Origin of the sequence: Gluconobacter kondonii (genome assembly GCF_002723995.1) — a bacterium.
GTDB lineage: Bacteria > Pseudomonadota > Alphaproteobacteria > Acetobacterales > Acetobacteraceae > Gluconobacter > Gluconobacter kondonii.
Genome location: NZ_BEWP01000006.1, coordinates 57,435 through 83,837 on the forward strand (window position 1 = coordinate 57,435; position 26,403 = coordinate 83,837).

Sequence of the window (26,403 nt, forward strand, 5' to 3'; positions counted from 1 at the left end):
GCTCATCCCGACACCACATCCACGGTCACGCTGTCGCTTTCAACGTGCAGCTCGAACGTGCCTTCCTGAGTGTTGATATTGATATTCTCGGTCTGCCAACCATTATCGACGGTCACGACTTTGCCGTTGGCCTGTTCGATAATGATCGTCAGGCCGCTTGCGCCCTGGAAATCCAGCGGGTTCGTGTCACGACGGTCACGCAGGGTCATCTGAGCGAAACCCTGCGTCGGCATCTGCGAGAAACCCTCGACAGCGGACTGCCCCTTGAGGGTTTCGTTCTGCATCCCTGCCGCCTGATACTGGCACTCCCCCACGACGTTATAGACGACGCCGTTAATGGTCGCGGTCGCGGTACCCGCAAGGGGGCCACGATATACGGATCCCGACATGGGCCCTCCTTAGGATTTTACGAACTGGACGCTGCCGGCGATGATCCGGAGCTGATTGGCGAAGTCGTACGGCATCAGCAGCTTGACGACGCCGTTGCCCGTATTCTCCGCAACGATATTGGCGGCGAATGTATCTGCATTCTGAACCCAGAGCTGTGTTGCCTGCCAGCGGTACCGCGATGCACAGGCCTTGCCGATCAGCTTCGCCGTGGTCGCTTTGGCACCAGCCGGGATCTTGGTCCCGTCAGCGACAAGGATGCACCCGCCATACTGGCTTCCGAGGAAGATCCGCATGTCTTGCATGCAGATCTCTGCCGTCAGCATGGTCTCGATATCGAGATAGCTGTTATCCGGTAGACCCGAGGCGTTGGTCTGGTAGGTTGTCACCAGGCGCTCGATATTGACCGTGCCGCTGTCGTCGACGGTGAAGGTCGAGAGGCCATCATACAGGAGGCTGTTGCGCTGCTCTGTTGAGTAGCGGCCAGCATCGGTCGGCGGCATGACAGTCAGGGACAGTGCCGTGATCGGCAGCGCCGGATTGCTCCGCATGCTCATCGCCGTTCGCGCTGCCACCTGAGCCGCCCAGGAAAGAGGATCAGACGGACTGTCCCCGATCGGCATGACCGTCGCGTGCTGATCATTCTGTGTCAGCCCGAAAGCTGTCGCCTGCCCGTATGTTCCACGATAGGCCGTGATGGCATGCCCGTAGAGCTGAAGCATCGGCGACCACCGACCAGCCGTATCGTTCAGCCATGCCTTCAGCGCGACCAGAGAGCCGCTATCCGTATAGGGGTGGCTGATCAGGTCATAAACGCGTTCGCCCTGTGTCGCGAGAGACGTCGCCAGCGTGGTCGGGTTCGTCTTGCCTCCGGACATCTGACCCAGAGCAACCGTCAGACCAGACGGAACCGACTGACCACCGGCAGTTCCGAGTACAGCAACTCCCAGAAGAATATCATTGCCAGACATTCCCTTGTTAATCGCAGTCAGCGTCACCGTCCCCGTTGACGAGGTCACAGATACCGGCAGAGCCGAGACGGCCGCCGCAGCGGTAGCGACACCAGAAGCGACCGTCGCGGCAGTATCACCCGCATTGACCGCGACACTGATCAGCTGATCGCCGACGTACAGCGGAAGCGTTCCCGCTTCTGTCGCGGCCCCGGAAATCGTGAATGTGCCTGTGGCAGCAGTAGCCGATGAATCATCGGTCAGCGGAAGAACCCAGATCTCACCTTGCGTGTCGATAGCCCGGTAGGCCTTGACCAAACGCGCGCACTGAGAAGCCGCGCCATATTTGCTGACCGCATCCGAATAACCGCCCGAGAGCGTGGCAACGCCAGCAACACCGCTGCCTGCGACCATCTGACCAATGATCAGCACGCGACGAGCGACAGCAGCCGTATTGGCCTTGGAGTTATCCAGAGCAAAGTAGAGACCCGGAACCCGGTTCGTGTCCGAGTAATTCGGTACCGTGATGGATCCGCTCATGCCGCGGGTTCCTTTTCGGGCTCAGGGATTGCAGGAGACGCAGCCACTTCCGGCGCGGCGGGGGAGGCCTGCTCTTTGACCTCTTCGATATCGCCGTGCTTCAGGGCGAGAAGCCAGAAAGAGGTTTCAGGCACTTTCTCACCATCCGACTTGAGCAGCCGCATGGATCCGGGCCAGCGCACCGCTCGCCCGTCAGCAGGTTTTACAAACATGGATTCCCCTATTCGGACGGAAACTTAACCGTCATGCCCGCGAATACGGGCTGGTCTGCCGTCCTGAGAGTTGCATCAATTTCGGTGAGCGGTACGCCATCAGGCGGGTAGGTCTCGATATACTGGAAACCGAGGATCATCTTGAACTCGCCGATGTGCGCGTTTCCCTCGCTGCTGATTTCCGTCGCGGTGGAAAATTCGGAAACCTGACTGATTGCGGCCTGCAGAGGCACATCCCGCATCAGAGCGAGTTCGATTTCTTCAGCGAACCTGTCGAGTAAAGCTTCGACTTTCGAAGGCGTCCCCGCTGAAACGTATCCCCTGATTCCCATCGTGGACGTACGTTCGAACTGGACTTGGGCAGGACCCGGGCTTTCCCCACGATCCTCATAAATCTGCAGGTATAATGCTGGGAGGTTCCGCTCCCCGATTGGCAAAGACCGGCCTACGAAGACATTCTCACCAGCCATTGTGCCGGCACACTTGAGCGCCGAGACCGCGAGATCACGGATAATCACCCGGTAGAGCATCGTTTTCTCCGGTCGCATCATTCAGAATGAGCAGAGCCCCTCCTCGCCCGTCAGGCTGTACCTCATGAATGCGATACATTTTGCCGCGCATCTCGATCAGGTCCCCCTGATCAGGCTCAACTGCCAGCGCGCTCAACTGAATCCCGAGAACCGGACGGGATGTCGTGACGTGAACACCACCCATCCCATCATCCCCACCAAGCGGATCCAGAGGATAATAAGCGTCATCGTATACGCCCGTCATCGCTACCCAATCGCCCAGGCGGCCGGACTGCCACCTTGCAGACTCTGCAAAAGTCGTCATGCAGGGCCCAAGCGCCAGCTTGTCGAAATCAATCATTGATGGCCCTGCTTTCAAGATGAATCAGGCCACGACAGGCGGTTTTGGTGGGGGAGGATCAATAGGAGGCGGCATGGCCTTACCCCCCGAAACAGGGTCGCCCAGATCCTTGTCGCCCTCGTTTTCCTCATCCTGATCATCAGGATCGAGATCAGGGCCTGTCATGTCTTCGTCCGTCGTCGGCATGCGTGCCGGCAGACAGTGTCCACAAGCCACCATCTGTCGGGCTTCTTTCGCGGCGAGCACGACAATGTCCCCCTCCTCGAGGAGTTCACCGTCATGCCGAAAACGGCGCCCAGAGGCGACTTCAACTGCGAGTTTGCGATCTTTCCGGGCCATGATCAGGTCGCCGCGCTGGTGACAGTGGCTGCCAGACAGGCATTAACCCGGCTGGGGATAACGAGCGGCGCAGACTGCATCATCAGGAAACGCTGAGCCGGGTCTTCCTGCATCCAGGACTTCGGCGCATAGGCTGTCGCCACATAACCCAGAGCAGGATCCTTGATGGCGCCATAAGCGCGGCTTCCGTTGAGCTGGTCAGAAACAGCCAGAACAGTCCCATCCGGGATCATCGGCAGTTCCTTATTGTCGTCGTCGACGTACCAGTCGTTATACAGCCAGACGCGATAGGTGCCCCAGTATCCCATCAGGACTGCACCAGGAGCGGCTACAGGCCCCTGCATGAGACGGGTGTCGTCGTTGGCGCGTACCGCCGAGTTCAGGATGGCGTTCTTGACCTCATCATCCTTGATGAGGGCGTTGTAAGGCGAATTGGTGAAGATCAGGTCGGTAATCTGGGCTCCACTGGCCTTCAGCATCTGAACCGACCACTCCCGGACGCTGTTCGTCGGGTTGGCTACGGTGCCCGCAGCGTCCCACAGGCTTGTGCCAGTTTCGACGATTGTCAGGCTCGGGTCGCGCTGGAAATCGATGGTCGAGGTCGGGAAACCATCTCCCGAGACCGTCAGCTTGCCCGTAACGAGCGCCTGGGCTGCCATCCATTCCTGACGACGCTTGAGCATGTCGACCTGATCGGCCAGCTCGAAGACCAGATTGGCCTCCATACGCTCGCCAGCCGTCAGGGGAGCGCCGCCGTTGATCAGCTCACCGCCCGCGATGCGCTCGCCAAGCATACGGCGGACGGGACGCATCAGATCCGGAGCGCGCTTGTCCTTGATGTAAGGCGGCTCGAAGACGTTCGTCTGGATACGACGTGCTTCGACAAGTCTGCCCTCTACGAGCGGACTGACGAACGGCGACATCCGGCGCTTGCCGACGTCGACATCGATCGACACGTACTGAGTGTCGCTTTCCACGATGTTCGGAAAGAAACCGTCCAGCAGAAAGGTCTGGGCCACCTTGAGGTTGGCAACAACCTGAATCAGGACGTTTGTGTCAAAGATGGAGATCGCTTGAGTCACAACGCTATTCCTCAGGTCGGGTCAGCCGCGCTTACGGCAGACTTCAGGTAGATGTTGTTCGGGCGGAAGGCGGCTTTCAGGGTGGCAGCTGCCCAGCCGGTACCCATGGTGACGGCGTTTTCATTGAACTCGCCTGTCAGATAGACACCCGCCCCGACAACGTCTCCGGCGGTCGTGTCATAGGTGTCGGCCAGGATCACCACCGGGGCCTGACTGCCATCGGTGGCTGCCGATGCGGACGGAATATACTTGCCGGAGGCCGTCACGAGCCCAAGGGCTGTTCCACGCGCCACAATGCCATTTCCGCCCGCAAGTGTGACGTTGTCGGTGACCCGAGGGTAGACGCCGGCGATCAGCTGATCGGGCTGATACGTGGCATCGAACATGGCTGGCGTCTGGGGATAGATGCCGTTTACGGAGTTGGTATCACTCATGATGCTTACTTCCTGAAGGCGCGAGCGCGTTCGACCATACGGGCCGCGACGGATCTCGGTGATGACGGATCAGGGCGCCCCTGCCGCTCTTCCTGCGCAGGGATTGGGGCGCGGCGAGAGCGCGACATGCGCTGATCGAGGGCGCTGATTGCGGAAGATTGATTCTCTTCCTCAAATTCTGCCTCGACCGCAGACGCCTTTGCTGGCGCACGAACACCAGACGCCATCGATCCATTCAGAATGCTGATGGCCTTGCTGCGCGGCAGATTTGTCGTGAAGGCCAGCTCCGCCGCGAGCGCAGGGTTTGCGGCAGCACCAGGCGCGGAGAAGATTGCCGCTCCACGGCCACGCTCACGGGCGCGGGCAGAGGCCTTCTCCCCGTCGTCTTCATCCTCTTCGTCGGAAGCATCATCGCCCTCTTCTTCAGCGACCTCATCGTCCTGTCCGTCCGAATCCTCGTCGCCGTCATCATCGGCGCGACCCGCCTTCTTGGCCTTTTTGGCTTTCTTGGACTTGTCAGCGCGACGCGCCTTACGGTTCTTGGGCTTCTCGTCTTCACCCTCGTCCTCACCGCCCTCGTTTTCAGACGAGTTGGCGTTGTGATCATCGGTGTTGTTCTCATCGTCTTCCGCAGCCCGTGCGGGCGCGCGGAAAAGGTGGGCAAACCGGGAAGGCTTGGCCATAGACTGTCTCCCAGACATGAAAAAGGCCCCAGAGGGGCCGGTTTTTGAAGTTCAGAGCTTGAGAAAGGCGGCTATGGCCTCTTCCGGCGTGGCGATCTCGTCTGCCAGGCCGATCTCCACCCCATGCCGCCCCAAATAGGTACCGGCCTGGGTATTTCTCACCACGTCCGCTTCAATCCCGCGATTACGCGCGACTGTCTGCACAAAGAAATCGCCCATTTCATCGATTTCTGCCTGCGCCCGCTCACGAGCAGGATCCGTCATCGGCGTGGTTGGATAACCATCAGTCTTTCGGGCGCCGTACTGGAATGTCGTCACCTTGATGCCAGCCTTGTCCAGCGCATCCGTGATGTCGACATGCATGCCGACGCAACCGATCGATCCGGTTCCACCCATCTGCGGAACCGTGATGAAATCAGCTGCTGAAGCGACGGCATAGGCCGCCGAGAAGGCTGCATCATTCAGGATCGCCCAGATCGGCTTTTCCCCCCGCGCCCGATAAATCATCTCGGCAGTATCAAAGCATTCACTTACGGTCCCGCCTGGAGAATTCACCATCAGTGCAATCCGGCTGACGGATGCGTCGTCAAGCGCCGCATTCAGGGCTTTTCGGATGTCCTGATAATATGTTGCCCCAGACCAGCTCCATCCGGTTCCCGGAAGAAGAATTCCGGAGACCGGGATCAGAGCGACGCCCTGCACGACTTCATATGACTGGGCCTCAGTGTCACGCTCACCAAAGAAGGCCTCAGCCCCCGCTCCGGCCTCAAACGACCGCTTCAGCAATGCTGATCGAGCGTTCGACAGCATCAGTGGCCGATTCAGGAAAAGAGATGCGGCCTGTGTCATTTCGCGTCCTCCTCCTTTGGTTGAGCGGCATCCTCTGCCGCAACACCGCTGAGCGCCCATTCCGGAGGTGTGAGCCCCAGTTCCCTGAAACGATTGACCTCGACAGCACGTTGATCGACCTTTTCTTCCCAGTCCGCCCCACTGTTCTCGGCGATCTCGTCCTCGAGCGTTGTCAGGCCGGCATCGATGCCCATGATCGAACCTTTCCGTTCGGCCACAGGATCGATCCAGCCACGTCCGGGTCCAAGCCAGTTACACCGTGAAAGCGGCGTTCGCAGGCGGGGGAAATACTTGGCCAGAAACCCGCGCGGCGCACCTGCCGGCAATGGCAGTTCGTCATAAAGAGCTACGCATTCTTCAAGCCATGCGGTTCGCATGGGAGAAGCGTAGCCCTGAGCGAAGTTCTTTCGCCGACGATCCATCGTCTTCCATGCCTCGAGCATGGCCGCACGAGCAGAAGAATAGTTCACGTCTGACCAGTTATTACTGACCTGCATGGACGAGACCCCCGCGCCGGAGGCAACATTCCGCAAAACGGCGCTCTCGAACGCTGCAAAGTTGGAATTCGGCCGCGCTGCATCAACAGTGTTGATCTTCTCGCCCGGAGCCAACATTGGCATGCGAACCCCACCCAGCATGACCCGGTTTTCATCATGGAACGCCGTCCGGACGTCCTGATAAGCCATGACACCGTCACCCCCACCCGCACCCAGAGCGTCTGCCACCATCTCCTGATCGTAAGGAGATTCGACGTACGCCCCGAAAATGGAATTGACGATCGCGGCGTCCAGTTCTGTTCCATCATACTTGATGAGCATCTTCAGCCGTTGAACGACTGGGGCGAGAATTCCCGCTCCGCCGCGATGCTGGCCTGCACGCTCAGTCTGGAAATGGTGCACCATACTTGCGCGGCCCCATTCGGTCTCACGCTCGATATAATCCCATTCCTGCGTTTCTGCCGCCGAGAACCAGTCTCCCTGATGAGCCCGCCGAATATGGTATCCGAGTGGTGCACCCCATTCGTCGATCTGGACGCCGCCGCGGCAGTATTTCAGATCCCAGTTATTCTGGGGGACAGACAGTCTGTCCGGATCGATCAGGTTGAAACAGGTTGCATATTCGGCCCGCCCTTCCCCGATCCGCTCTGGAAGCCAGCAGACTTGGGCAAGGCTGTCGCCATCCACCAGGTCGTGCCGCAAGCCTGTCCAGCACATTTGCGTAAAGCTGAGCCTGCGGCCGACATCGCAATATCGATTTTCGTCTTCAGCGAACCCCCGCCAGTGGCTGTCGACAGCCCTCCCCCATTCGTCCGCCCATACCGCATCGAATGACAGGCCGGTCTTCACGCGCAATGCACGATAGTCTGGCTTGCTGATTGCGCGAAAGGAGCCGCCGATTGCGTTGTCCAGAACACGGGTGATTGTGCCCGAAGCCCAGCCATCGTTTCGAACCAGGTCCCTGATGCGGGAGACGATTCGGTCGCGATAGACATTCAGCTCAACGTCCGGCGACCACAGCAGCGGATTCCAGGCCTCCATGTGAGGCCCGGTGATGTCCGCGGCATCATAAGGGGTCTGCCCCCAACCACCCGCCAGTCCCATCGCGCGACGACGACGTGGCAGCGCAGGCGTCCGGGGCATCCCTTTTCCATCAGGCCCGAGAATGACTGCGCTGCGATCTGTCATCGGAATACAAACCTTACTGGACGCCTGCGAGAGATCCCCAGCTGCTTCTGAAGGAGCTGGATATACTGAAGAAGGTCCGTCTTATTGGCTGCGGTATAGGTGACGGATCGGGACCCGTTTACCTGCGAGTACGAGACCGCAACCGGCTTTCCGCCGATCATCAGGTCGTTATAGGCCTGTTGTGCTGCAGCCAGATTGGCCTGAAGCTGCGCTGTCGTGACCCCAGACATGCTGGTTTGGGGAGGCCTGCGGACATACTGCCCGCGTCCGGTAAGGGATGTCATCGCAAACCTCTTCTGCGGAAAACTTTGATGATCTCTTCATTGACGACCCGGTCCTGACGGCGCGCGATTGTCTCATTCACGATCTGCTCTACTGGCAGACGCGCCTTGTAGTGAGGCTGTGACACGAACCGGAGAATTTCTCCGATCTTACCCGGCCCAATCAGCTTGAAAATCCCACGCGGACGTCGGTTTCCGCGCTCGTAACCCACAAAGAATTCGCTGTGCGATCCGCGAGCATTTTTGAGCTGTTTTGCAATCCGTCGCGCCGTCCGGTCGCCCATGTTTGATGTCGGGTCAAGCATGAGGTTCAGACGACTCAGGATCTGGATGATGATGCCCCGCTTGATGTTTCCGTTTTCGTCCAGCGGACAGTCTTTTCCTGGAACAACATATTGACCGCCCGATACCGTTCGAAGCGCCTTTTCAAACCGTTTCATGTCGCGCTCGCCGCCATGGATCTGTGGCCCAAGATAAGTAATCGCAGGCGTCCCGCGCCGCGCAAAATCCCGGGTCGCCACCCAGGCTTCCAGATTTTTCCCGGTCGCAGGCCTCGTAAAGAACCCGTTCAGCGTGAAGGCATTGGGCCGGTCAAAAACCTCTTTCATCCGGTCAACGACCTTCATACGGGCTCCAGTAGCCAAGCGGTTCAGTGCAGAAGCTGCAGCCTTGGGAATTTCGTTTTCTGCCAAGGCGCTCAGATCTCTCTGGAGCGCCTTGGCATCGAGGCCGACTTTAAGATCCATCGGCATCTTGAATTTCCTATCCCGGTAGACGCTTAACCAGGCGGCGCAACCGCTCCTGTCGAGACTGGCGAGCTGTCTCGACGGGTTTCGGTGCTTCCGCCCTTTTCTCGTTGCTCCAGCCGCTTACGACCTGCGTAATTTTCGACAGGTTTTCCACGAGGATTTCTGTCGATGAGACCACATTACTGTTCTCGTCCCACGGAGCTGCCCAGACAGGCGGAGAGTTCCATGGCATCCGGGCAATTCCGAACAGGAAAGCCAGGACGTTCGTCATAACCATCAGATCCAGCGCCTCATTCCGGGCCGATGGTGTGACTTTCGCCCACCGTCCGTCTGGACGCCTCTGTTCCGCCACTAGCTGCTCGAAAAAGGGATGCGGAGGTTCATTCGCCAGCAAGCCTGCCGGAAAATGAACGCGCCAGGCCCCGATGTCAGCGACCTGTAACTGGGTCGAAGCATCATCCTTGAAGCGGTTCGGGTTGAAGAACCCAACCGGGATCTCGCCTCGTGCCGCTGCCGAACGATCTTTTCTCTGAGTGTCCGGATAGGTGACCACCAGCGCCGGAGCGTTGATTGTACTCGCACCCTTGAGCGGGAGGATGGTCCAGCCATCCCGCCCGTCAAACCGCCCCATCCGTTTTGCGCTCCGCCGCCTGCGTGCCCTCCTCCATGCGCCATAGGCCTGTAGGGTCACGCCGTCCTGACCGCCGCTGTCATATCCGACCGCGAGGATCTTCATGGCGCGGCTTGAGCCATCAGCAAGGGGATATCTTGCCTCCTCGAGAGAGGTCAGTAGATCGTCCCAGTCCTTCTGGCTCGTCGCAGGATCTGCAGCGACCTTCTGGTAATCGATGATCCAGCTTTCTCCGTCGACCCCCCAACCACGCACCATGTACTCGAAGCGATTAGCCTGAACGTCCACGGCAGCCGTCAGGAACCGGACACCCTCAGGGATAAAGCCGAGACGAAGCCCCGGTTCTGCCCGGTTGGCAATTGCCTGTGAGTCCAATGATCCAGCCGCCCTAGGCGGCTGGTATGGAAGTCCCCAGCGCTTGACCGTGACGGCCCGGAGATCCTTGTCATCACCTGTTGTCTCGAAGTCACGCTGCGCTTTGACCATGTCATAGGCGAGCGATCCCATGCCGCCGATAATGAAAGGCGACATAAGGCCTGTGATCCAGAAACCGGCCGTGGTGCTCGCCACCAGTTCGCCAGACACCTCACCATCATGACTGATGTCCTGACCTCTGCCGACCCAGACCCCGTCCCGGTTCATGGCGCGACGCCACTTGTCTTCGATCAGTGTTCCACAATGCGGGCACAGGAGCGCCGCGTTGTCGCGGATCTCATCGAGCGGCGCGTCTGCATTCCAGTGCAGTGTCATCGGCACAGATGACGTCGGGTTCGGACTGGAGAAGCCGTTGCAATGCGGGCATGGCCACCACCAGATGCGGCGATCGCTGTCCCGATAGAGCTTCATGATCCCGTTTGTCCACCTGGACGGGTCGCTGCCGAGAGCAGCGTCAGGATGACTCTCGGCAAGCACCATGCTCTCTTGTCCGAAGGTCTCACGCCTGATGGACGCCAGAGCGTAAGCATCACCAAGATTGGCCGGATAGGCATCGATTTCGGTCATGATGATCCGCGGTGCGGACTTATTGATCAGGTTGTTGTAGGCGGCCGCCAGAAACTCGATCCACATGGACCGGAAGCGCTTGAACTTGAGTGAATTGTCGACCGGACGCGTACCCAGCTTTTCCTTCATAGAAAGATGGGCATCGATCATGGGCGCGATTTCGCGCTTGACGTAACTTTCGATGACGTCGTCGGTCTGGGCATAGACCAAGAAGTCTGCAGGGTCGACGTCCACTGATTGAAGAAGCCAGTTCTGCCCAATCGTCGTCTTGCCCGACCGCGCAGGTCCGACCACGGCCGTCGTGAGGTATTGCTGCTCTGTCAGGGCTTCCATGGGCCCTACGAGGTAGGGGGCCTCATCATGGCTCCAACGACCCACGAAGCCGCCGCCCCTGTTGTCCAGAATCCGATGCTTCGCAGCATAGTCGGCAACATTGATCTCTTCGGCAGGACGGTATGATTCGATCGCCTGGGCGATGATGGAGCGTGGATCAGCGAACAGGACTTCCTCAGGTGAGATGAAGCTGTCGCTCATGTTCGGTGTCTGTATCCTGTTTGAGCATGGTCAGAACGCTGTTGACTGACTTTAGCTGTACGTCCTTTAGGCGGCTCTCAGCCTGTCGCAGGACTGCGTCAGGCCAACTCTGATCCCGGGCCAGCTGACGCAGAAACGCTCCGGTGTCCCGAGCCAGCATTGCGAAGGCCGTGGCCATCATGTCCTGCATCTGATCTGCGATGACCAGCTTGCCGCATCGCTCGGCCTCTTTCCGCTTTAAATCGCGAAGGCGCCAGATATCGATCTGCTCTTTGGTGGAGACGAAGCCAGACCGTGCAGGCTGTTCCTCTTCCGCGAAGAGATCATCGAACTGCAACTGCAGTTCCATGAGTTTTTCGTCGCGGCCGATGGTCGCCTTTTCTTCCTCTTCCCGCCTCGCGGCAAGAAAGTCGAAGACGGCGTGAGGATTGAAGCTCCAGCTCTTGCCGTTGGTGCCTCGATGATCGGCAGGGAAGTCTGGCCACCGGTCGATCCAATTGGTGAGGGTCGGCAGCGAGACCTTCAGTCGCTTGGCCATCTGGGCTTTGTTCAGCGTGACTGCCTCATGCGCCTCCATTGCCGGTTCCTCATGAGACGACAACAACAACAACACCAACCCATTTTCAGATTTGCTCGAAAAGTGCCTCTTACCGGGGTGCGAATTACCCCCGGACGGCTACCCCTCCAGGAGGGACCCACGAATTCTGTGGCTTTCTGGCCACACGACCCCGCCCCGACCGCCCGGTCGCGCATCAGAGCGACCCAACGAGAAAGGGGACGCAGCCCTTGCGAGCATACGTCCCCTCATCATGCCAACTACATATGTTCAAAATGGCGGATGTGGCGAGAGAAAAATTCACTACGGCTGATTTTTTTTCCTACCGCCGCGCATGCCTCTGCATGCCAGTCTTTGGCAGTCTCATGGTTGATCCCCAGTTTCCCGCCGATTTTGCGCCACGTCCACCTGTGCTGACCTGAAATCGGATGAACGATCAATCGCATGTTGACCACGGCCTTTTGCCCGCGATCAGTCAGCATCGGCACCCATGACAGCGCAAGATCCATGCGGCTCACTTCATCTGACGTCGGCGTGGGTGGTCGAATGTCGCTCTCCATTGGCCAGTCGAGATCATCACGGTCGGCGACAATGTCAGGCCAGTAGGATCGCATTCCGCCAGGCCAGCATCCGTTCGCCGGCATGGCCGCTAGCGTGAAGGCTGCATCAGTCAGCCAGTCCGCCACCTGTTCTGGCACGTCGCGCCCAAGATCGATCCGCTTGACGCCCTTCATGCCGCAACCTGGACAAGGAAGTCAGCCAGTTCCGGACGACGCAGGCCGATTTCACCGCTTGCGATGGCGCTGGAATAGTCCTGCATGGCCTGCTCCCATGCACGCTCTGCCTTGCGCTGTTCTGCAGTTTTCGGCGCTTCAGGGATATCGCCTTGAGCAATCGCCTGCTCGACCGCCTTCGTGAAGTAGCCCAGATGCGAAACCGGAGCGCCGCGTTCCCGCTGCCTCTCTGCCACTGCTGTCACGACGGATGTCACCAGCAGTTCAGTCTGATCGTCCGTCAGGCCTTTCGCGACCGCCGCAGCGCACCAGGTCCGAGTGATGCCGTAGTTCGGCATATCCTTCGCGTCATCGAAGCCAGCCGCCGTAAACGCCTTAGGTCCAATGCGTTTGAACATCGCGTCCAGCCTAAGCTTATCTTCGGAAGAAGATTTAGAAGCTAAGCTAAGCTTATCGCGCGCACCCGTGAGGTGGGTTTTCGCTGGGTTTTCGCGTGCCACGTCTTTGCCTCCGGAAATGGGTAGAACAATGTTGCCCTGGCGCTGATCCGCCACGACGCCTGTTTTCGGTGTTTTTCGCGGTCTTCCGCCCTTTGCGCCATTCGCACGGGACGCAATCTGCCGTGCTGTCATCCCGAGGCCAGCCGGGAGGCCAATGGTCTGCGCATCGCGGTTCCAGGTTATCAGCTGGGTTTTGGCGTAGGTTTCGAGGTAGGTTTCGATCAGGTTTGCGTCACAGAAAACCTTTGTCCGCGCCAACGCCGCCAGCGCGCCCGGAAACGACACGTCCAGCACGCCGTCTGCCGTGTTGAGGATCAGATATGTGACCAGACGTACCCAGGACAGCACCTGAACGGCCTCTAGGGCATTGAGCGCCAGATTTTCGACCTGCATCAGGGCGATCCGGGACAGCTGGTCGCGATGTGTTGCACTGACCTTCACGTCAGAAACTCCTGCACCCGCCAGCGTGGCGGGATTGAAAACCTAGAAAACCTAATAGGATGCGAGCCGGTATCCGGATCCGACGGGCTCAAGCACGCCACACTGGACGAGTGAGGGCAGAGCATCGCGAACCGCACCGGCATCCGCCGCCAGATAGCGGGCGATGTCGTCTGACGTGGCACCGGTGCGGCCAGGCGCGCGGATGCTCGGCACGACGTCGCCGACATCCGTCAGCCCCAGCCAGATTGCCCGCGCCGCGAGCGACAGGGGCTGCCAGCGTCGATCGGACATGACGGCCCGCGCGTGCTTTCCCGGACGCTCGCGGCGCGACATCAGGCGAACTCCAGACCTGCACCCCATGCCGGGCTGCGCATGTCCTCGCCCGCATCGCGGAACCATGTCGTTTCATTGTCGAACAGCATCCGGCAGCGACCTTCAGGTCCGTGCCGGTTTTTCACGACGAACACGTCGCCCTTACCGCGCGCGGCATCAAGACGCTCCTGAAACTCCTGACAGCGCACATTGAATGCGTCGTGGGTTTCCTTGTCCCGTTTGACCAGACCGCCCGAGGACGCCTCTTTCTGAATGTAGTAATGTTCGCGATGGATCAGGGCTACCGCATCCGCATCCTTCTCAAGAGAGCCTGTATCTCCTAAATCCGACATCATTGGCCGCTTGTTCTCCCGCTTTTCCGATTCACGGTTGAGCTGAGCCAAAACGACAAGGGGTACCCCTAATTCCATGGCGAGCGATTTTAATTCTCTACTGACTTCCGATAGCTCCTCATGGCGCATGCGCCCTTGGACACGCGACGAGCCCTTCATCAGTTGCACATAATCCAGCACAATCGCGTCCAGTCCGCGTTTGGATCTCTTCATGCGGCGCGCACGCGAGCGAAGTTGTCCGACGGTTAGACCTCCACGGGAGTCGATCTCGAGCGGAAGCTTCTGGGCTTCGTCACAGGCTCCTTGAAGAGCATTCCATTGCCACGCTTCGAGTTCCGGCTGCTGACCGGTTTCTGCGTCCTCGGGTACATCCCAGCGACGGCCCGAAAAAACAGAGCGCAGATTCAGGCCAGCCCTTGCGGCCCCACCACGAGCACCGACCTGTTCGGCCGTCATTTCACCGGACCAGAACAACGTCCTCTTGCCACCCGATGCGATGCGCAACGCGATCCCGAGGCCAAGAGATGTCTTGCCCATCGCTGGCCGTGCCCCGATCACATACATATTCCCGCCGACCAGACCGTTCGTCAGCCGATCGAGCGACCGATAACCCCAGGACAGACCGGCCAGCGCGGAACCGCGTTCGACGGCTTCACGGGCCGAGATCAGGGCATTGCACAGAGCCTCGTGGAACGTGACGTTCGGCTGACTGTCAGACATGCCCATGGCAATGTGCAGCAGAGCTGATTCGTGCCCTTCGACAATATCTTCCGCACGCTGATCTTCCGGCCGACTGCACAGATCTGATGTCTGCTGACACAGCGTCATTAACTCACGACGCATTGCAGCGTCGCGGATCTCACGGGCATAATCCAGCGCGACCAGCGGGCTGACATAGGCATTCATCAGCTTGGCGAGATATTCTCGGGGGTTCAGTTTGCCCCAGACCAGTTCGTCCGGATGCTCGAAATGCCTGATGATCGTCAGGATATCGACCTTGCGCGCCTCATTGTACATGAGGAGAGCCTTCTCATAGATCTGGGCGTTCACCGGATCCGAGAAATGTTCAGGCCGCAGGATCTCTTCCACGGCTTCCAGTGTCTTCTTTGAGTCGACCAGAACCGAACCCAGCAAACCATGCTCACACCCAAGGTTCTGCGGCACCGACCGCAAAGCGCCACCGAACAGGCCGGGATCAACGGGTTTATGAATACTCATGCCGCGACGGCCTCCCCGGCCGGTTTCGTGGAGCGACGCCGGTAGCAGGTCAGCCGCACATAGCCCATGACGCGGAGCAGATCGTCCGTCGCCTTGGCTTCATCATTGAGGAATTTGGAGACGCTCGAAGCGTTGAGGCCGTTCACCCGACAAAAGCCGCGCAACGAGCCCACAGTGCGAATGCGTGTTTCCACTTTTGTAAAAAACTGGAAGTTATTGATCAGCGAAGCATCTTTCCCGCCGCCGACCGCGCGATAGCGTGGAAAGCAATCAAAACCAGCTGCATCCAAGAAAGCAGCCGACGGGAGCCGTCTGCCGTTCAGGATCTGCGAAACCGTCGTATGCGACATGCCGATCTGCTCGGCATATCGAACCTGATTTCCAGCCGCGCTGACGTCTGTTTCCAGTTCCGCACAAAATCCAATGAAATCCAGAATGTCAGCCACGCCCTGAACCCCACTGCGCCGGCATCTTCATGCGCCCACCCTCGACGAGCGTCATGCCGGACGAGAAGCGCCGCACCTGATTGTGCAGATCGGGCCTGATGCGCGCACTCTCGCGGATCGCTTTGGCATCGAGAGGTTCGGGGAACCGAACGTAAGCTCCCTTCCCTCCGACCGGCCATTTCTCATGGCGCGAACCCTCAACAGGCAGCGCGCACTCGCCCTGAACCAAGCTTTCTGCCACAGCCTCGGTCATGCCTACGCGATCAAGCATTGACGCCTCCCAGCACGAGACCCATTCCAACCGGCATCGGTCGACGAACTGGGCGCCGCCGCGTCGTGGTCGCGACGACCTGTCGCGTCAGCCCCAGACGGCCAATCAGGCCATGAGCGCTGCCAACGGAGATCCCCGCCTGGCGCGCGATGCGCTGCACACCATGGCCGTCCGCGTGAAGGCGACGCACCATAGGTTCGAGACGAGTGTAATCATGGGAGGGTCGGGCCATCATTTCCTCAGAGGGTCTGGATCCAGCCTTCGAGGAGACGCATCACTTTGCGGATGCGCCTGTCTCGACGCTGGATTGATTGGATCTCCCGTCCGATCCACCACTGCACAATGAAAATGACGACGCCGCGCGCCCTGAAGCGCGCATAAATCAGCCAGTTTTCAGCAATGGGACCGAACAGAAAAACGAGAACTGTCATGCGGCGCCCCTGTCATTGAGGCTGTCCAGCTGCTGCTGGAGCCGGAGCTGCCGCGCCTGAAGTGTCTGAATGCGGGCCTCGCGAACGGCTTCCCATTCGCCAGCCGTGACCGAACGGATCTCATGGTGCCAGCAGGCGCGAACGCGGCGCTCCGTCAGGCCGAACAGGCGCGCAACCTCACGGAATGCGCCCTTCAGCCCGAGGCCGCGCCGATCGCGGACCTCCTCATTCACCATGTCCTGGAAGCGTTCGGTCAGCGCATCAGACATGGCACTGAACCGGGCCTTGGGTGAAATACCCGCGCGCTTGGGTGAAATACCCAACATCTTGGGCGTCCTTCCTGTCATTGTTCTGGGTGTTGAGTGCCGGAACAGTTGACGGGAAGAAGGAGACCAAATGACGAAGAGCAGCCTTTACGTGGGATATTGTGAAGCCCGGTTCAGGATTGCGAATTTTCCAGTAATGGCCGGGGATTCGACACCCCGGCCATTTCGGATCACCATGGAAGGGACCAACCAAACCCATGGAGATTCTGATGTCAGAAACCCAGTCGGCACTTCCCGTCATCATGAGCATGAAACTGAAAGAAGGAGGAAACCTGAAGGTAAAAGTGTATCTGCCGCCTTCGGACCCGGCATACGTCGGCCATGAACTCACCCTCGCCATTCCCGTTCTTGGCAGCGGCATTGGGGAACCCAACCGACAAATGCTCGCAAATGCACTGGAGCGTCTGGGGCAAGACGTCGATACCGCAATCATGCGCCTTCGCGGCCTTCGTTAGAGACTGCGCGCAAATATGGCTGGTGGCGTCCAGCGACGTCCCAAACGCTTTCGTGAGAGTCCGGACGCTTTCGTGCAACCTCGGCAAAGCTCACCATGAGGCGATTGATCTGGTCCCGAAACTCAGGAGCACTCATCGCCTCAACGGTCTCGGCATACGGCGCACAGGCATCGATCGCACGACGTGCATGATTCAGCGCGCGAAGAAGTTCTGCCCGTTCATCAGCCGCCCCGACTACACCAAGCGCCATGAACCGCTTCATTTCCTCACGGCGCTGAGTCATTGCTTCGAGCCAGTATTCGGAGCCGGTCTCTGGCGTGCTGTCGCGGGATTCCTCTTCGCCCTTAAAAAGATTGGAGAAATCGAATTGCAGATTCATGAGATTCTCATCTCGATCATTCCGCCGTGAAAGTCGCTGCCGGATTTTCTGTATGATCGAACGCATCACGCTGCCTGCTCCCGGTTCTGTTCGGGGCCGAAAACATCAGGGCGGAAAAACGCCATGATGCTTTTCCCGATTGGCCCCATCATTAAAGAGAAGTTGATATGCAGTTTATTGTTGGCGTGATCGCCCTTGCGGGTCTTATCGCCTACTTCACTGGCATAAATTTTATCAAAGTCACCGAATACACTATCGGAACGATAGTTGTTCTGTGGATCACGTGGATTATTACCTCGGCGGTTATGGTATTCACGCCGCTTGGCGACCGGTTGCCTACAGCCCAGAAACAGCGATTCAGAGGGAAGAATGCCCCCGGAACGCAGATCGAACCACCCAACACGCGTCGCCGGGAAGACGCTGCCCACACAGATTCGATCCGCATTGAACATGTCCGCGTTACGATCCAGTTCAGCGCTTGGGGTAGCGGGCGCGGAATTGTTACGTCGCGAACGATTGTTCCCTACGAGATGCATTATTTCGTCGACCGCAAGGGTATCACTGTCCCGACCGCGATTGAGGCCTACTGTGAGCTTCGAAAGGAAATGCGAACATTTCGCTATCGTCGCATTATGAATGCGTATGATCCCATTACGGGCGAGATCATTGATAATTTGGGATTGTACCTGTGGGACCGGCAGCGATGAGTAAATCATGCGGCTTGCCCCGGCTCTTCAATAGAAATCTCGTGAATGAGATCACTCGCCGTAACTTGCCCGTCGGTGGCTCTGTGTATTGCTCCCAGCATTCGTGGCGAGGGAATGGTTTGCCGCGAAATCCACCGTGAAACAGTCGTATGCGACACACCCAAACGCCGCGCGAGCGACATTTGGTTTTCTCTGTTGGCCGTCATCCATGCTTCGAGCTTCATGTAATTTATGTGCACCCCATGCACTGTGCATGTCAAGCACATTGTGCGTGAGGCGGCGTGGCATCTCCCTGAAAGGGGCGTGAGACTGCGATATGCCTAAGATGAACCTCTCCCTTCAGTCCCACCTACGCGCATGGCGCAAACAAGTAGGGTTGTCACAAGAACAATTAGGGAACAAAATGGATGTCGCGCATACAACTGTAGGCCGATGGGAGCGTGGAGAAGTGCCACTTACGTCCGACCAATTCGAGCATTTGGCCCGGATTTTCGAGGTTTCTCCAGCTGAACTTCTTGTCGCGCCACCTGACGCAGCCTCCGTCCGAGTCCTGCATGAAACATATGAAATAGTCCGGAACATGAGCCCTGAGACGCTTAGGCACTGGCTCGAAATCGGCAAGAAGCTCAGTTCATAAATTTATATGTGCATGGTGCGCACAATTTAGGTTGACAGACAATGTGCACGAAATGCACATTCCTCCCATCGCCACCCGCGATGGAGAGGTTTCATGTCGTTTCAGTCGACCCGCGGACATCACTTGCGGTCCGCCCTGGACACGGTCCAGTGCTTTTTCCCAAAGATATTCCGTAGCTATCACCGCAGTCGCAGTCTTGCCCGTATAGCCGCGCTTCCGACCGAGGCGTTCCTCGCCCAGGCAGACAGCTACGACAAACTCGCCCAGTTCTATGGCACCGCCCCTGCTGGCAATCCCCTCGCCGTCCTGTTCCGCGATCTCGCCGACAGATGGCGCTGCCGCGCCCCGTCACGCCAGATCGCGCATGATCGAGGTGCGGCATGATCCGCAAGCCTCATCCCGCCGTTGGTGGACACACGCAGGAAAGCTTCGACGACTTCCTGCGCGGATATCATCCGGACATCCGTGAGCAGGCCCGCGACCTTCGGACGCGCATGGACTGGTGCCATATGTTGGCCAATGACTACGGCTCCATTGAGCCGCGAACTGAACGGTTCACTGTCATGGCGAAAACGTGGAGCGAGTCAGCCGACAGTCTGGAAGAGCAGCTCATACTGCTCCTTTATGCGAACCGGCTTCCGGATCCTGTCCCGGGCATTCCGCCCGTCCCCGCCCATGCCGTTCAGAGCACGCCTCCTGTGGCACGTCAGTCCTCTCACGAAAGAGCGCGCCTGCGGACGTGGTGCGACAAGGCTGTCCGCAATCTGAGAGTGCTCGCCTACGCTGCACCGCGGGAGGGCTTGTGATGGCCGGCAAACGTCGCAGCAACAAGCCATTCTCGATCTGTGATGGTCGAGGACAGATTGCTGCCCGCTACAGCACCCTCTGGCATGCCCATATGGCTGCTTCCGCATGGTGTCGGCAGAAGCGCGTCTCCGTCCCTGTCCGCAAGGGATGCAAGATCGTCGCCATTGCGCGCCCCATCGAGGGCGGTCGCGTCACGCTCGACTGGGGCGATGCCCAGGAGCTGGCGCTATGACCGTCACGATCGTCGACATCCTTCAGGCGCTTCGTCGCAGGAAGGAGCCTGTTGCTGTAGCGGCTTTCTTTGAAATCCCAGAAACAGCCGTCCACGAGGTGTGGGATAATCTGTTCGAGTGCGGGATTGCTGCCGCGACGGTGTATCCGGCCGAGGTTACCGAACCCGCCGTCGTCGAAACGAGCCCGCCAGAAGGCATCACTGAACTGCCGCCCGCCAAGCCACGGCGAAAAGGCGATCCGCCCCCTACTGGACGCCCAAAAGGCGGACGGCCGGTGCCCAGCCACAGTTCCGACCCTTCAAAGATGAGCCCTCTTCACCAGGAAATGCTCCGCCTCCTTAAAGAAGGGCGCGGTACCGCCGAAGTCTCCCGAATGCTGAACGTGACGACCGCCACGGTCTCGACGCGTCGCCGGAAATTCGAGGACGCCAGCCTTCTCCCGGTCTCAAAATTCAGGAAACCCTGACATGTCTCGAATTCTCATTGAGGCTCGCGCACTGGCGTTTGCTTCATTTGCCGTTAACCCCGACAGCAATCGCTACCATCTGCGTGGAGTGCGGATTGAGCATCATGCCGGTCATGCCGTCTGTATTGCCACTGATGGCCTCATGCTGCTGTTTGCGCGGTCTTCCTTCCAGACGGATCCGTTCGAGCCATTCACCCTGAATTTTCGCAAGAGCGGGCGCCTGTTCGTCTGCGCGCGCAAGATGGGTCCCATGGTCTCAATCACTATCGGTCCGGATGGAGAGGCGGTCTGGGCAATCGAGCGCATGAACGGCACCGTGATCGAACGCGGGTTCGTTGAATTGCTGGATGCTGAAGATCAGTTTCCCGAATGGCGGGCCCTTCTGCCTCGTAGTCCTGTTCCTGTCTCACCAATGCCGATCGATGTCTGGCACAAGCCGATACGCTGGCTCTGCCGCGCCGTCGATAATTATCAAGGTGACGTTGCCTGCACACTCCGTCTGGCCTCCCCAGGTCCGGGACAACCGATTGTTGCCGTTCTGCCCGCCACGCCAGGAGTCGGCGGCCTGATCGTCCCCGTCTCATGCGAGCAAGGCATGGAGATCGTTTTCCCTGACTGGACGATGCTGGAGCCACAGAACGGAGAGGCAGCCAAAGACCCGGTCGTGGAGGATGCAGCATGAGGACGTCTTCTGATTTCCGAAGCCTGCGCGCCCAAGCGGCCTGCATGGGCTGGAAGCCATCAAAGACCAATGGCGGCCACATCCGCTGGCGTCATGCGTGCGGTGCAATTGTATTCGCCCCGTCCACCCCAAGTGATTGCCGTTCACGCAAAAACACTCTGGCACAATTGAAGCGCTCCACTCCCGCGCTGAAAGCACAGGCATCATGAGCAAGATCCTGATCACAAAGGCCGGTCAGGACGTTCTGGCCCGGAAAATGAAGCACGCCCTTGATACAGCATTGCTGGAGGGGCCTCGGACGACTGAAGAGATCATGATCTCTCTGGTGGTCCTGCTGATTGGCGGAAAATATGACTACAAGGTCATACTGGACCGCATCACGGGCCAGGATGGTGACGGCGGATTTCGTCGCATGGAGCAGGTCGACGTCGAGGACATAGCGATAGAGACGATCCAGCGTCTCACGCAGATCATTCCTCCGTACAAGCGCACAAGCGCTGGCCGACCGGATGAATCCTGTCAGGTCGGCGAACTGATCGGTGCGATCGTCAACGCCGACACCTATCTGCCGAACATGGCGACTGAGGACGTCCTGACACACGTTCCCAGGCACACACTTCTGGAACTCATCCCCGCAGATTCTGGCCCAGAGAAGCATGTCAGGCGCGCGAAGCTTGGAGATCTCCGCGCCATGATCGTGGAGGCGAAAGCCGAATGGCACCCCACGTCCTTCAGCTCATTCACGGAGGATCTGTCATGAAGAGCTTCCTGAAGCAAATCTGGCGCGTCTTTAGCGCGAAGCTCGCGCTGCCTAAGCGGTGGGCTGAAGACGAATATCAGGGCAGCGACATTCATATGGATAACTGGTGAGTTCGTGACTGATGAAGATTGATGAAATTCCTAAAGTCTACACCGTCAACGATCTTCTGGATCACCTGAAGGGTCGTATCGGTCGGGGAAAACTGATGCAGCACCTTTCTCAAGTCCCTGAGTTCGGCGATGGCCCCACGCACCGTCGCTGGTCCAACCGGATCGTTTTTTATCCCGAAGATATTACCCGTCTGCTGTCGAGCCTCGAATGTCCCTTAAAATCGTCAAACGCCACAACACGAACAACCTCTATATCCGCGGCACCATCCGGGGCACGAGCGTATGCGAAAGCACTGGAACTTCTGACCCCACGCGGGCGGAAGAATTCCGTGCCAAGCGCGAGGCCGAACTCTGGACCGAGAGCATCTATGGCAAGAAGGCAACCGTCACATTCGCCCATGCCGTAGCGGCCTATCTGGAGGCAGAGGAACGATCAGAGACGACCAAGTTCCACCTCCGCCGCCTTCTGAACTATTTCGGCACCACGCGACTGATCGAGATTGCACAGCCTCAGCTGGACGATGCCTATCGCAAGATTCTACGGGACGGTATTGCCGCCAGCTCCGCCACAAAAATGCGCGGCGTGCTGACACCATTGCGCGCTGTTCTAGAGTTCGCCGCGATTCGCCAATGGTGCGATCGACCGGCTTTCGACACGCCCCGCATTCAACGCGGTCGAACAACCTATCTGAAGCCGGCCGAGGTCAGGCGTCTGATTGACGCCGCCGCCCCTCACCTGAAGCCGCTGCTGACGTTCTTGGTCGGAACAGGCGTCAGGATGTCCGAAGCGTTGGATCTGGAATGGAAGGACGTTGATCTGCGCGGGAAACAGGCTGTCGTCTGGCAAAAGCAGGGGAATGAACGCAGACTGGAGCTTGTGCCAGTAGTGATGGAAGCGCTTAAAGCCCTGCCCCACCGACACGGCCACGTTTTCCGTCCGGTCCAGATCCGTAGACGATTCAAGGGAGCCGATCCGGAGAGGATTATTGGCGAGCGCTACCATAACAACGGCCGCACTAGCGGTGGGCAGATTAAATCAGGTTGGGCGGCCGCATGTCGCAAAGCTAAGCTGCCAGGAAAATTCCGGGTCTGGATCCCCAAAGGCGAAACCACAGAGCGCCGCGTCTTCGTCCCTGACATCACTCCTCACGATCTCCGCCATACCTGGGCCACCTGGCATTACTGTCTACACAAAGATCTCCTCCGTCTGAAAGACGAAGGAGGCTGGAGCACGATCAATATGGTGACGCGGTATGCGAAGCAGATGTCTATTGTCTATATTGCTGAAGTCAAAGAATTTATATCATCTTATAAGTGACAGTTAATCATTCTTATACTCCTCACTAAAAAGTGCATGTGATCTTTTTGTTACCATAAGTAAATTAAGTAGGAAATGAGAATAAATAAATGCGGATATGTCGGAATATAAAATTCTATTAGACATTTTTGTTTGAGTTAATATGGAATACACCAGAATAAAATAAACAAGAGATATTATACATATAAAAACAAGATAAGATATATTACAATCCACTTCGTTTATAAGCTTATTTCTGATTTCAAACTTATACTCTACTATGATATTCTCATCTGAATTTTTTGACCACTTCCTAGTAAATATGCCAAAGATTGCAACTTGTATGTTCAATAGCAGTGCTATAAAAATCCCAAAGAATGTTATTGATGTATTATAAAAATCTTTGTCAAAGCGAATATGTAATAAATTTATAATTACCCCAAATATTATTGGCACCACAAAGAAAATAAAAACATCAAAATTGTTAATTTTTTTATTTTCATCTCGCAAGGTATTAAAGTGGTCTATAACAATATCTGTCATGGAGATTTTCATTCTTTTTTACCTATAAATCTATGAGAGATGCTCCTTTGTATCTCGGCAGATTGTTGAACTAGACTCTGCAAGGTCGGATGGCCATTAGGCGAAAAATCAACATCTTCTGAAATATCTATCAGGCCAGCATCTTTATTGATTCCAAAAATAGAAACTTTACGTGTTTTTCCACCAATATTTATGCTTGCATCAGCCTCGTTAAAATCTATTCCGGAGCAAGTTATTAGAGATCCTTCAGAGTGCCTGAACTTTTCTACTACTTCTCCAAGAATGCCTATTTTCTGCTTTCGTCTAGCTGAGATGGTTAGTTCAATGTCTACTGACTCTGGCATTGTGTTTACAAGAAGATCAGCGATATCCGTGCTTGTGTTTCTTTTTATGAAAGTAACTTTTTTGACAGGAGAGTCCTTTAGAACACCATCTGTAAAATCCTGAGGAATTACTCTTTGGAACCATAGTTTGTATCCGGGATGAGTCCTTTCGAACCACTCTCGCAATACAGTCCAAGTCAATGACACGCACGATTTGCCCGAAAAAGTTTGTAGAGATAGAAATATGTTTCTATCATCAGGCATCCAAAAATCATAGAAAAGAGGTATTTCTTCGACGTCTGATGACTTTCTAGCATATTTTTTAGTCTTGGTTCTAAGGTCTTTTATAGTGCTCTCATATCCAAAGGTGCCATAATCTATATATCCATATATTCTATTTGGATCATTATTAAGTTTTTCAATTACCCAGCTTCTCTCAGTTTTGTGGTCTGCAACATGAGTATTTTGTCCCTGAATGAATTCACTAACAAAATTCACCAGCTCGTTGTTCTTTTTGTATTTTACTTTTTCTACTGGGTTACTGGATTCCTCGTAAACGCTTATAGCATAAATGCGTAGACCAATTGATGCGGGCATAGTCTATTTCCAAATCCCTCGAAGTGTTCGCCGAGGCTAACTCATGTTTCAAACTAAGACTATATGAATCGCAAACCAAATTTTTCTCTGACTTCTTTGGTTTATGGCTAAATTCATTTCAGGAATATGAAATGAATTGGACGCGATAAGAATCGCCTTAGAGCGCACAAGTCTTCAGGGGTATCCGGATTTTCTCCAGATTCATCGCCGATTCAAACAGGCAGATTCAATCTGAAACGACATATAGATAAAGTCTGAACATCATCACTGATGATGAATTATATGTATTTTTAAGGAGTTAGGATGGTGGGCGCGACAGGGATTGAACCTGTGACCCCTGCCGTGTGAAGGCGAAGGAGGCCTTCTGTAAGTATCTGATAAACAGATATTTTAGTTCTAATTTCCTTTGCGGGCACCGATTTGGCACGTCAGGACAATATCAGGCCAGTCCGTGTGTGCAAGCCAGCGGATCACGCCTTCCCGATGATAGTCAGGCATCTTCTTGGCATAGCGTGTCACGATCCCAATCGTCTGCCAGCCCCCCTCTTCCTTTAGTCGTAATAGATCTCGATGAATGCAGTAGTGCCACGTCGCCCATGTATGGCGCAGGCAATGCGGTGTGAGGTCGGGCACGAAAGTCCGTTTCTCTGTGAGAGATCCTTTGGGTATCCAGATTCTCTCTCGGCCGGGCAGACCAGATCTCTTGCAGGCGTAAGCCCAAGCATTCTTGATCTGACCGCCACCATTGCGTCCGGTGTCATGGTACGCGTCGCCCATCGCTTGGCCGCGATATGGCCTAAATACCCTTCCCTCTCTGTGTGGTAGTCCACTTAAAGCCAGCACGACAACGGGCGGCAAATCAATGTGACGTTCTGTATCCTGTTTTTGCCATACTACGACGCGTGCGGCTGGCAGATCCACGTCTCGCCAATCCAATTCCAACGCTTCAGACATGCGAGCGCCAGTGCCGATCAGGAATACGAGCAGCGGCCGTACATGGGGCGCGGCCTCATTTACCAGGTCCGTTGCCTCGTTTGGTCTCAGGAACTGCATTTTCGTACGGGGGATCTTCGGGCTTGCGAAGGCTGGCTTGTCGCACCAGTCTCTCAGCGCTGCAAATTCTAGAATGGCCCGAAGGGGAGTTAAAACGCCCCGGAGCTTTGTGGCCGGAGCTGCTGCCGCTCCCTTCGAGAGAATGGCTTTATATGCCTGGTCGACGTCTTCTTGCTTGATGGCATTCAGCTTGCGCGTACCAAAATGCCGCAGTAGCCGTTCGATATGAAACAACGTCGTCTCGCTCCGCTGTTCAGCCTCCAGATAAGCTGAAACGGCGGATGCAAAAGTTACGACCGCGCGTTTGCCGTAGACTGATTCTTCCCAGAGTTCCGCTTCCCGTTTTGCTCTGAAAGCCTCTGCCTGCTGCGGGTCAGGTGTGCCAGCGCATTCGTATATGCTTTGTCCTCGGACGGTTCCGCGGATGTAAAGCGATTCGCGGCCTTTCCGCTTGACGACTGACAGGGGCATTCTAGGCTTTCGATAAGGGTTCGGATGTCTTCAGGACGAAACATGATTTTGATGCCGATACGGCGGT

At 56.9% G+C, this 26,403-nt stretch carries 40 protein-coding genes; 10 read left to right on the plus strand and 30 right to left on the minus strand.

All coding sequences use genetic code 11. From position 1 onward, the window contains the following. Window positions 1–2 precede the first annotated feature (2 nt). The 24 genes from GKO01_RS08100 to GKO01_RS08220 form a co-directional block, all read right to left on the minus strand. Window positions 3–389, minus strand: a complete 387-nt coding sequence (locus GKO01_RS08100; RefSeq protein WP_099286624.1) for a phage tail tube protein — start codon at window positions 387–389, stop codon at window positions 3–5. Between the two features lie 9 nt (window positions 390–398). Next, window positions 399–1,877, minus strand: a complete 1,479-nt coding sequence (locus GKO01_RS08105; protein ID WP_099286625.1) for a phage tail sheath subtilisin-like domain-containing protein — start codon at window positions 1,875–1,877, stop codon at window positions 399–401. Further along, window positions 1,874–2,089 carry a DUF2635 domain-containing protein gene (locus GKO01_RS08110; RefSeq protein ID WP_099286626.1) on the minus strand — a complete coding sequence of 72 codons (216 nt, stop codon included), beginning with the start codon at window positions 2,087–2,089 and terminating at the stop codon, window positions 1,874–1,876. Before GKO01_RS08110 ends, GKO01_RS08105 begins: the two co-directional genes overlap by 4 nt. Window positions 2,090–2,097: 8 nt before the next feature. Next, window positions 2,098–2,619 carry a hypothetical protein gene (locus tag GKO01_RS15945; RefSeq protein ID WP_099286627.1) on the minus strand — a complete coding sequence of 174 codons (522 nt, stop codon included), beginning with the start codon at window positions 2,617–2,619 and terminating at the stop codon, window positions 2,098–2,100. Next, window positions 2,594–2,959 carry a head-tail joining protein gene (locus tag GKO01_RS08120; RefSeq protein ID WP_099286628.1) on the minus strand — a complete coding sequence of 122 codons (366 nt, stop codon included), beginning with the start codon at window positions 2,957–2,959 and terminating at the stop codon, window positions 2,594–2,596. Before GKO01_RS08120 ends, GKO01_RS15945 begins: the two co-directional genes overlap by 26 nt. 24 nt (window positions 2,960–2,983) lie before the next feature. Continuing rightward, entirely contained in the window at window positions 2,984–3,298 is a 315-nt protein-coding gene (locus tag GKO01_RS08125) for a hypothetical protein (protein WP_099286629.1), read from the minus strand. Window positions 3,299–3,300: 2 nt separating this feature from the next. After that, window positions 3,301–4,380, minus strand: coding sequence for a major capsid protein (locus GKO01_RS08130; RefSeq protein WP_099286630.1), 1,080 nt, complete (start codon window positions 4,378–4,380; stop codon window positions 3,301–3,303). A gap of 11 nt (window positions 4,381–4,391) precedes the next feature. After that, on the minus strand, window positions 4,392–4,814 hold the full coding sequence (locus GKO01_RS08135) for a head decoration protein (protein WP_099286631.1): 423 nt from the start codon (window positions 4,812–4,814) through the stop codon (window positions 4,392–4,394). 5 nt (window positions 4,815–4,819) lie between these two features. Then, on the minus strand, window positions 4,820–5,497 hold the full coding sequence (locus GKO01_RS15950; RefSeq protein WP_167383446.1) for a hypothetical protein: 678 nt from the start codon (window positions 5,495–5,497) through the stop codon (window positions 4,820–4,822). Window positions 5,498–5,548: 51 nt separating this feature from the next. Next, window positions 5,549–6,346, minus strand: a complete 798-nt coding sequence (locus GKO01_RS08150) for a S49 family peptidase (protein WP_099286633.1) — start codon at window positions 6,344–6,346, stop codon at window positions 5,549–5,551. Continuing rightward, complete coding sequence (locus GKO01_RS08155; protein ID WP_244901382.1) at window positions 6,343–7,986, minus strand: phage portal protein; 1,644 nt, start codon at window positions 7,984–7,986, stop codon at window positions 6,343–6,345. The genes GKO01_RS08150 and GKO01_RS08155 overlap by 4 nt, the downstream gene beginning before the upstream one ends. A gap of 41 nt (window positions 7,987–8,027) precedes the next feature. Then, entirely contained in the window at window positions 8,028–8,315 is a 288-nt protein-coding gene (gpW, locus tag GKO01_RS08160) for a gpW family head-tail joining protein (protein WP_099286635.1), read from the minus strand. Beyond that, window positions 8,312–9,064, minus strand: a complete 753-nt coding sequence (locus GKO01_RS08165; protein ID WP_099286636.1) for a hypothetical protein — start codon at window positions 9,062–9,064, stop codon at window positions 8,312–8,314. The genes gpW and GKO01_RS08165 overlap by 4 nt, the downstream gene beginning before the upstream one ends. A 10-nt stretch (window positions 9,065–9,074) precedes the next feature. Further along, window positions 9,075–11,228 (minus strand): phage terminase large subunit family protein, encoded by a 2,154-nt coding sequence (locus GKO01_RS08170; RefSeq protein WP_099286637.1) that lies wholly within the window; start codon window positions 11,226–11,228, stop codon window positions 9,075–9,077. After that, a complete protein-coding gene (locus GKO01_RS08175; RefSeq protein WP_099286793.1) occupies window positions 11,203–11,805 on the minus strand; it encodes a DNA packaging protein in 603 nt (200 codons plus the stop codon). Before GKO01_RS08175 ends, GKO01_RS08170 begins: the two co-directional genes overlap by 26 nt. A gap of 239 nt (window positions 11,806–12,044) precedes the next feature. Further along, complete coding sequence (locus GKO01_RS08180; RefSeq protein ID WP_099286638.1) at window positions 12,045–12,518, minus strand: DUF6362 family protein; 474 nt, start codon at window positions 12,516–12,518, stop codon at window positions 12,045–12,047. Next, window positions 12,515–13,459 (minus strand): hypothetical protein, encoded by a 945-nt coding sequence (locus GKO01_RS08185; RefSeq protein ID WP_099286639.1) that lies wholly within the window; start codon window positions 13,457–13,459, stop codon window positions 12,515–12,517. The genes GKO01_RS08180 and GKO01_RS08185 overlap by 4 nt, the downstream gene beginning before the upstream one ends. Before the next feature lie 51 nt (window positions 13,460–13,510). Next, window positions 13,511–13,792, minus strand: coding sequence for a hypothetical protein (locus tag GKO01_RS08190; protein WP_228125654.1), 282 nt, complete (start codon window positions 13,790–13,792; stop codon window positions 13,511–13,513). Then, window positions 13,792–15,342 carry a DnaB-like helicase C-terminal domain-containing protein gene (locus tag GKO01_RS08195; protein WP_099286640.1) on the minus strand — a complete coding sequence of 517 codons (1,551 nt, stop codon included), beginning with the start codon at window positions 15,340–15,342 and terminating at the stop codon, window positions 13,792–13,794. The genes GKO01_RS08190 and GKO01_RS08195 overlap by 1 nt, the downstream gene beginning before the upstream one ends. Next, window positions 15,339–15,788, minus strand: a complete 450-nt coding sequence (locus tag GKO01_RS08200) for a helix-turn-helix domain-containing protein (RefSeq protein ID WP_099286641.1) — start codon at window positions 15,786–15,788, stop codon at window positions 15,339–15,341. The genes GKO01_RS08195 and GKO01_RS08200 overlap by 4 nt, the downstream gene beginning before the upstream one ends. Continuing rightward, the gene (locus tag GKO01_RS08205; protein WP_099286642.1) at window positions 15,781–16,059 is read right to left on the minus strand and encodes a hypothetical protein; all 279 of its coding nucleotides are present in this window, start codon (window positions 16,057–16,059) and stop codon (window positions 15,781–15,783) included. The genes GKO01_RS08200 and GKO01_RS08205 overlap by 8 nt, the downstream gene beginning before the upstream one ends. Then, a complete protein-coding gene (locus GKO01_RS08210) occupies window positions 16,052–16,294 on the minus strand; it encodes a hypothetical protein (protein ID WP_145994742.1) in 243 nt (80 codons plus the stop codon). Before GKO01_RS08210 ends, GKO01_RS08205 begins: the two co-directional genes overlap by 8 nt. A gap of 4 nt (window positions 16,295–16,298) precedes the next feature. Further along, window positions 16,299–16,490 (minus strand): hypothetical protein, encoded by a 192-nt coding sequence (locus GKO01_RS08215; protein WP_062108512.1) that lies wholly within the window; start codon window positions 16,488–16,490, stop codon window positions 16,299–16,301. Next, window positions 16,487–16,816, minus strand: coding sequence for a hypothetical protein (locus GKO01_RS08220; RefSeq protein ID WP_099286644.1), 330 nt, complete (start codon window positions 16,814–16,816; stop codon window positions 16,487–16,489). Before GKO01_RS08220 ends, GKO01_RS08215 begins: the two co-directional genes overlap by 4 nt. Before the next feature lie 209 nt (window positions 16,817–17,025). On the opposite strand from GKO01_RS08220, the gene GKO01_RS08225 reads away from it, so the two are divergent. Continuing rightward, window positions 17,026–17,271 (plus strand): hypothetical protein, encoded by a 246-nt coding sequence (locus tag GKO01_RS08225; RefSeq protein ID WP_145994743.1) that lies wholly within the window; start codon window positions 17,026–17,028, stop codon window positions 17,269–17,271. On the opposite strand, the gene GKO01_RS08230 is transcribed toward GKO01_RS08225, so the two are convergent. The 3 genes from GKO01_RS08230 to GKO01_RS16520 form a co-directional block, all read right to left on the minus strand. Next, the gene (locus GKO01_RS08230) at window positions 17,246–17,650 is read right to left on the minus strand and encodes a hypothetical protein (RefSeq protein ID WP_145994744.1); all 405 of its coding nucleotides are present in this window, start codon (window positions 17,648–17,650) and stop codon (window positions 17,246–17,248) included. The genes GKO01_RS08225 and GKO01_RS08230 overlap by 26 nt on opposite strands. A gap of 65 nt (window positions 17,651–17,715) precedes the next feature. After that, window positions 17,716–18,366: a hypothetical protein gene (locus tag GKO01_RS15780; protein WP_145994745.1), complete on the minus strand. Its 651-nt coding sequence runs from the start codon at window positions 18,364–18,366 to the stop codon at window positions 17,716–17,718. Beyond that, window positions 18,363–18,623, minus strand: coding sequence for a YdaS family helix-turn-helix protein (locus GKO01_RS16520; protein ID WP_099286648.1), 261 nt, complete (start codon window positions 18,621–18,623; stop codon window positions 18,363–18,365). Before GKO01_RS16520 ends, GKO01_RS15780 begins: the two co-directional genes overlap by 4 nt. Window positions 18,624–18,682: 59 nt before the next feature. Here GKO01_RS16520 and GKO01_RS16525 point away from each other — a divergent pair, with 59 nt between their 5' ends. From GKO01_RS16525 to GKO01_RS08285, 9 genes are all read left to right on the plus strand, one after another. Beyond that, window positions 18,683–18,994: a helix-turn-helix domain-containing protein gene (locus tag GKO01_RS16525; RefSeq protein WP_369690479.1), complete on the plus strand. Its 312-nt coding sequence runs from the start codon at window positions 18,683–18,685 to the stop codon at window positions 18,992–18,994. A gap of 93 nt (window positions 18,995–19,087) precedes the next feature. Continuing rightward, complete coding sequence (locus GKO01_RS08250) at window positions 19,088–19,378, plus strand: hypothetical protein (RefSeq protein ID WP_099286650.1); 291 nt, start codon at window positions 19,088–19,090, stop codon at window positions 19,376–19,378. After that, entirely contained in the window at window positions 19,375–19,800 is a 426-nt protein-coding gene (locus tag GKO01_RS08255; protein ID WP_099286651.1) for a hypothetical protein, read from the plus strand. The genes GKO01_RS08250 and GKO01_RS08255 overlap by 4 nt, the downstream gene beginning before the upstream one ends. Next, window positions 19,800–20,033 (plus strand): hypothetical protein, encoded by a 234-nt coding sequence (locus tag GKO01_RS08260; RefSeq protein WP_062108528.1) that lies wholly within the window; start codon window positions 19,800–19,802, stop codon window positions 20,031–20,033. Before GKO01_RS08255 ends, GKO01_RS08260 begins: the two co-directional genes overlap by 1 nt. Next, window positions 20,030–20,500, plus strand: coding sequence for a helix-turn-helix domain-containing protein (locus GKO01_RS08265; protein ID WP_099286652.1), 471 nt, complete (start codon window positions 20,030–20,032; stop codon window positions 20,498–20,500). The genes GKO01_RS08260 and GKO01_RS08265 overlap by 4 nt, the downstream gene beginning before the upstream one ends. Window position 20,501: 1 nt before the next feature. Further along, window positions 20,502–21,182 (plus strand): hypothetical protein, encoded by a 681-nt coding sequence (locus tag GKO01_RS08270; protein ID WP_099286653.1) that lies wholly within the window; start codon window positions 20,502–20,504, stop codon window positions 21,180–21,182. After that, on the plus strand, window positions 21,179–21,391 hold the full coding sequence (locus tag GKO01_RS08275; protein ID WP_099286654.1) for a hypothetical protein: 213 nt from the start codon (window positions 21,179–21,181) through the stop codon (window positions 21,389–21,391). The genes GKO01_RS08270 and GKO01_RS08275 overlap by 4 nt, the downstream gene beginning before the upstream one ends. Further along, window positions 21,388–21,942, plus strand: coding sequence for a hypothetical protein (locus tag GKO01_RS08280; RefSeq protein ID WP_099286655.1), 555 nt, complete (start codon window positions 21,388–21,390; stop codon window positions 21,940–21,942). The genes GKO01_RS08275 and GKO01_RS08280 overlap by 4 nt, the downstream gene beginning before the upstream one ends. Window positions 21,943–22,260: 318 nt before the next feature. Further along, window positions 22,261–23,370 (plus strand): tyrosine-type recombinase/integrase, encoded by a 1,110-nt coding sequence (locus GKO01_RS08285; RefSeq protein ID WP_099286656.1) that lies wholly within the window; start codon window positions 22,261–22,263, stop codon window positions 23,368–23,370. A gap of 3 nt (window positions 23,371–23,373) precedes the next feature. On the opposite strand, the gene GKO01_RS08290 is transcribed toward GKO01_RS08285, so the two are convergent. The 3 genes from GKO01_RS08290 to GKO01_RS08300 form a co-directional block, all read right to left on the minus strand. Beyond that, window positions 23,374–23,892 (minus strand): hypothetical protein, encoded by a 519-nt coding sequence (locus GKO01_RS08290; RefSeq protein ID WP_218017429.1) that lies wholly within the window; start codon window positions 23,890–23,892, stop codon window positions 23,374–23,376. 8 nt (window positions 23,893–23,900) lie between these two features. Further along, window positions 23,901–24,812 carry a hypothetical protein gene (locus GKO01_RS08295; RefSeq protein ID WP_099286657.1) on the minus strand — a complete coding sequence of 304 codons (912 nt, stop codon included), beginning with the start codon at window positions 24,810–24,812 and terminating at the stop codon, window positions 23,901–23,903. 396 nt (window positions 24,813–25,208) lie between these two features. Beyond that, on the minus strand, window positions 25,209–26,336 hold the full coding sequence (locus tag GKO01_RS08300; RefSeq protein WP_099286658.1) for a tyrosine-type recombinase/integrase: 1,128 nt from the start codon (window positions 26,334–26,336) through the stop codon (window positions 25,209–25,211). Window positions 26,337–26,403: the final 67 nt, after the last annotated feature.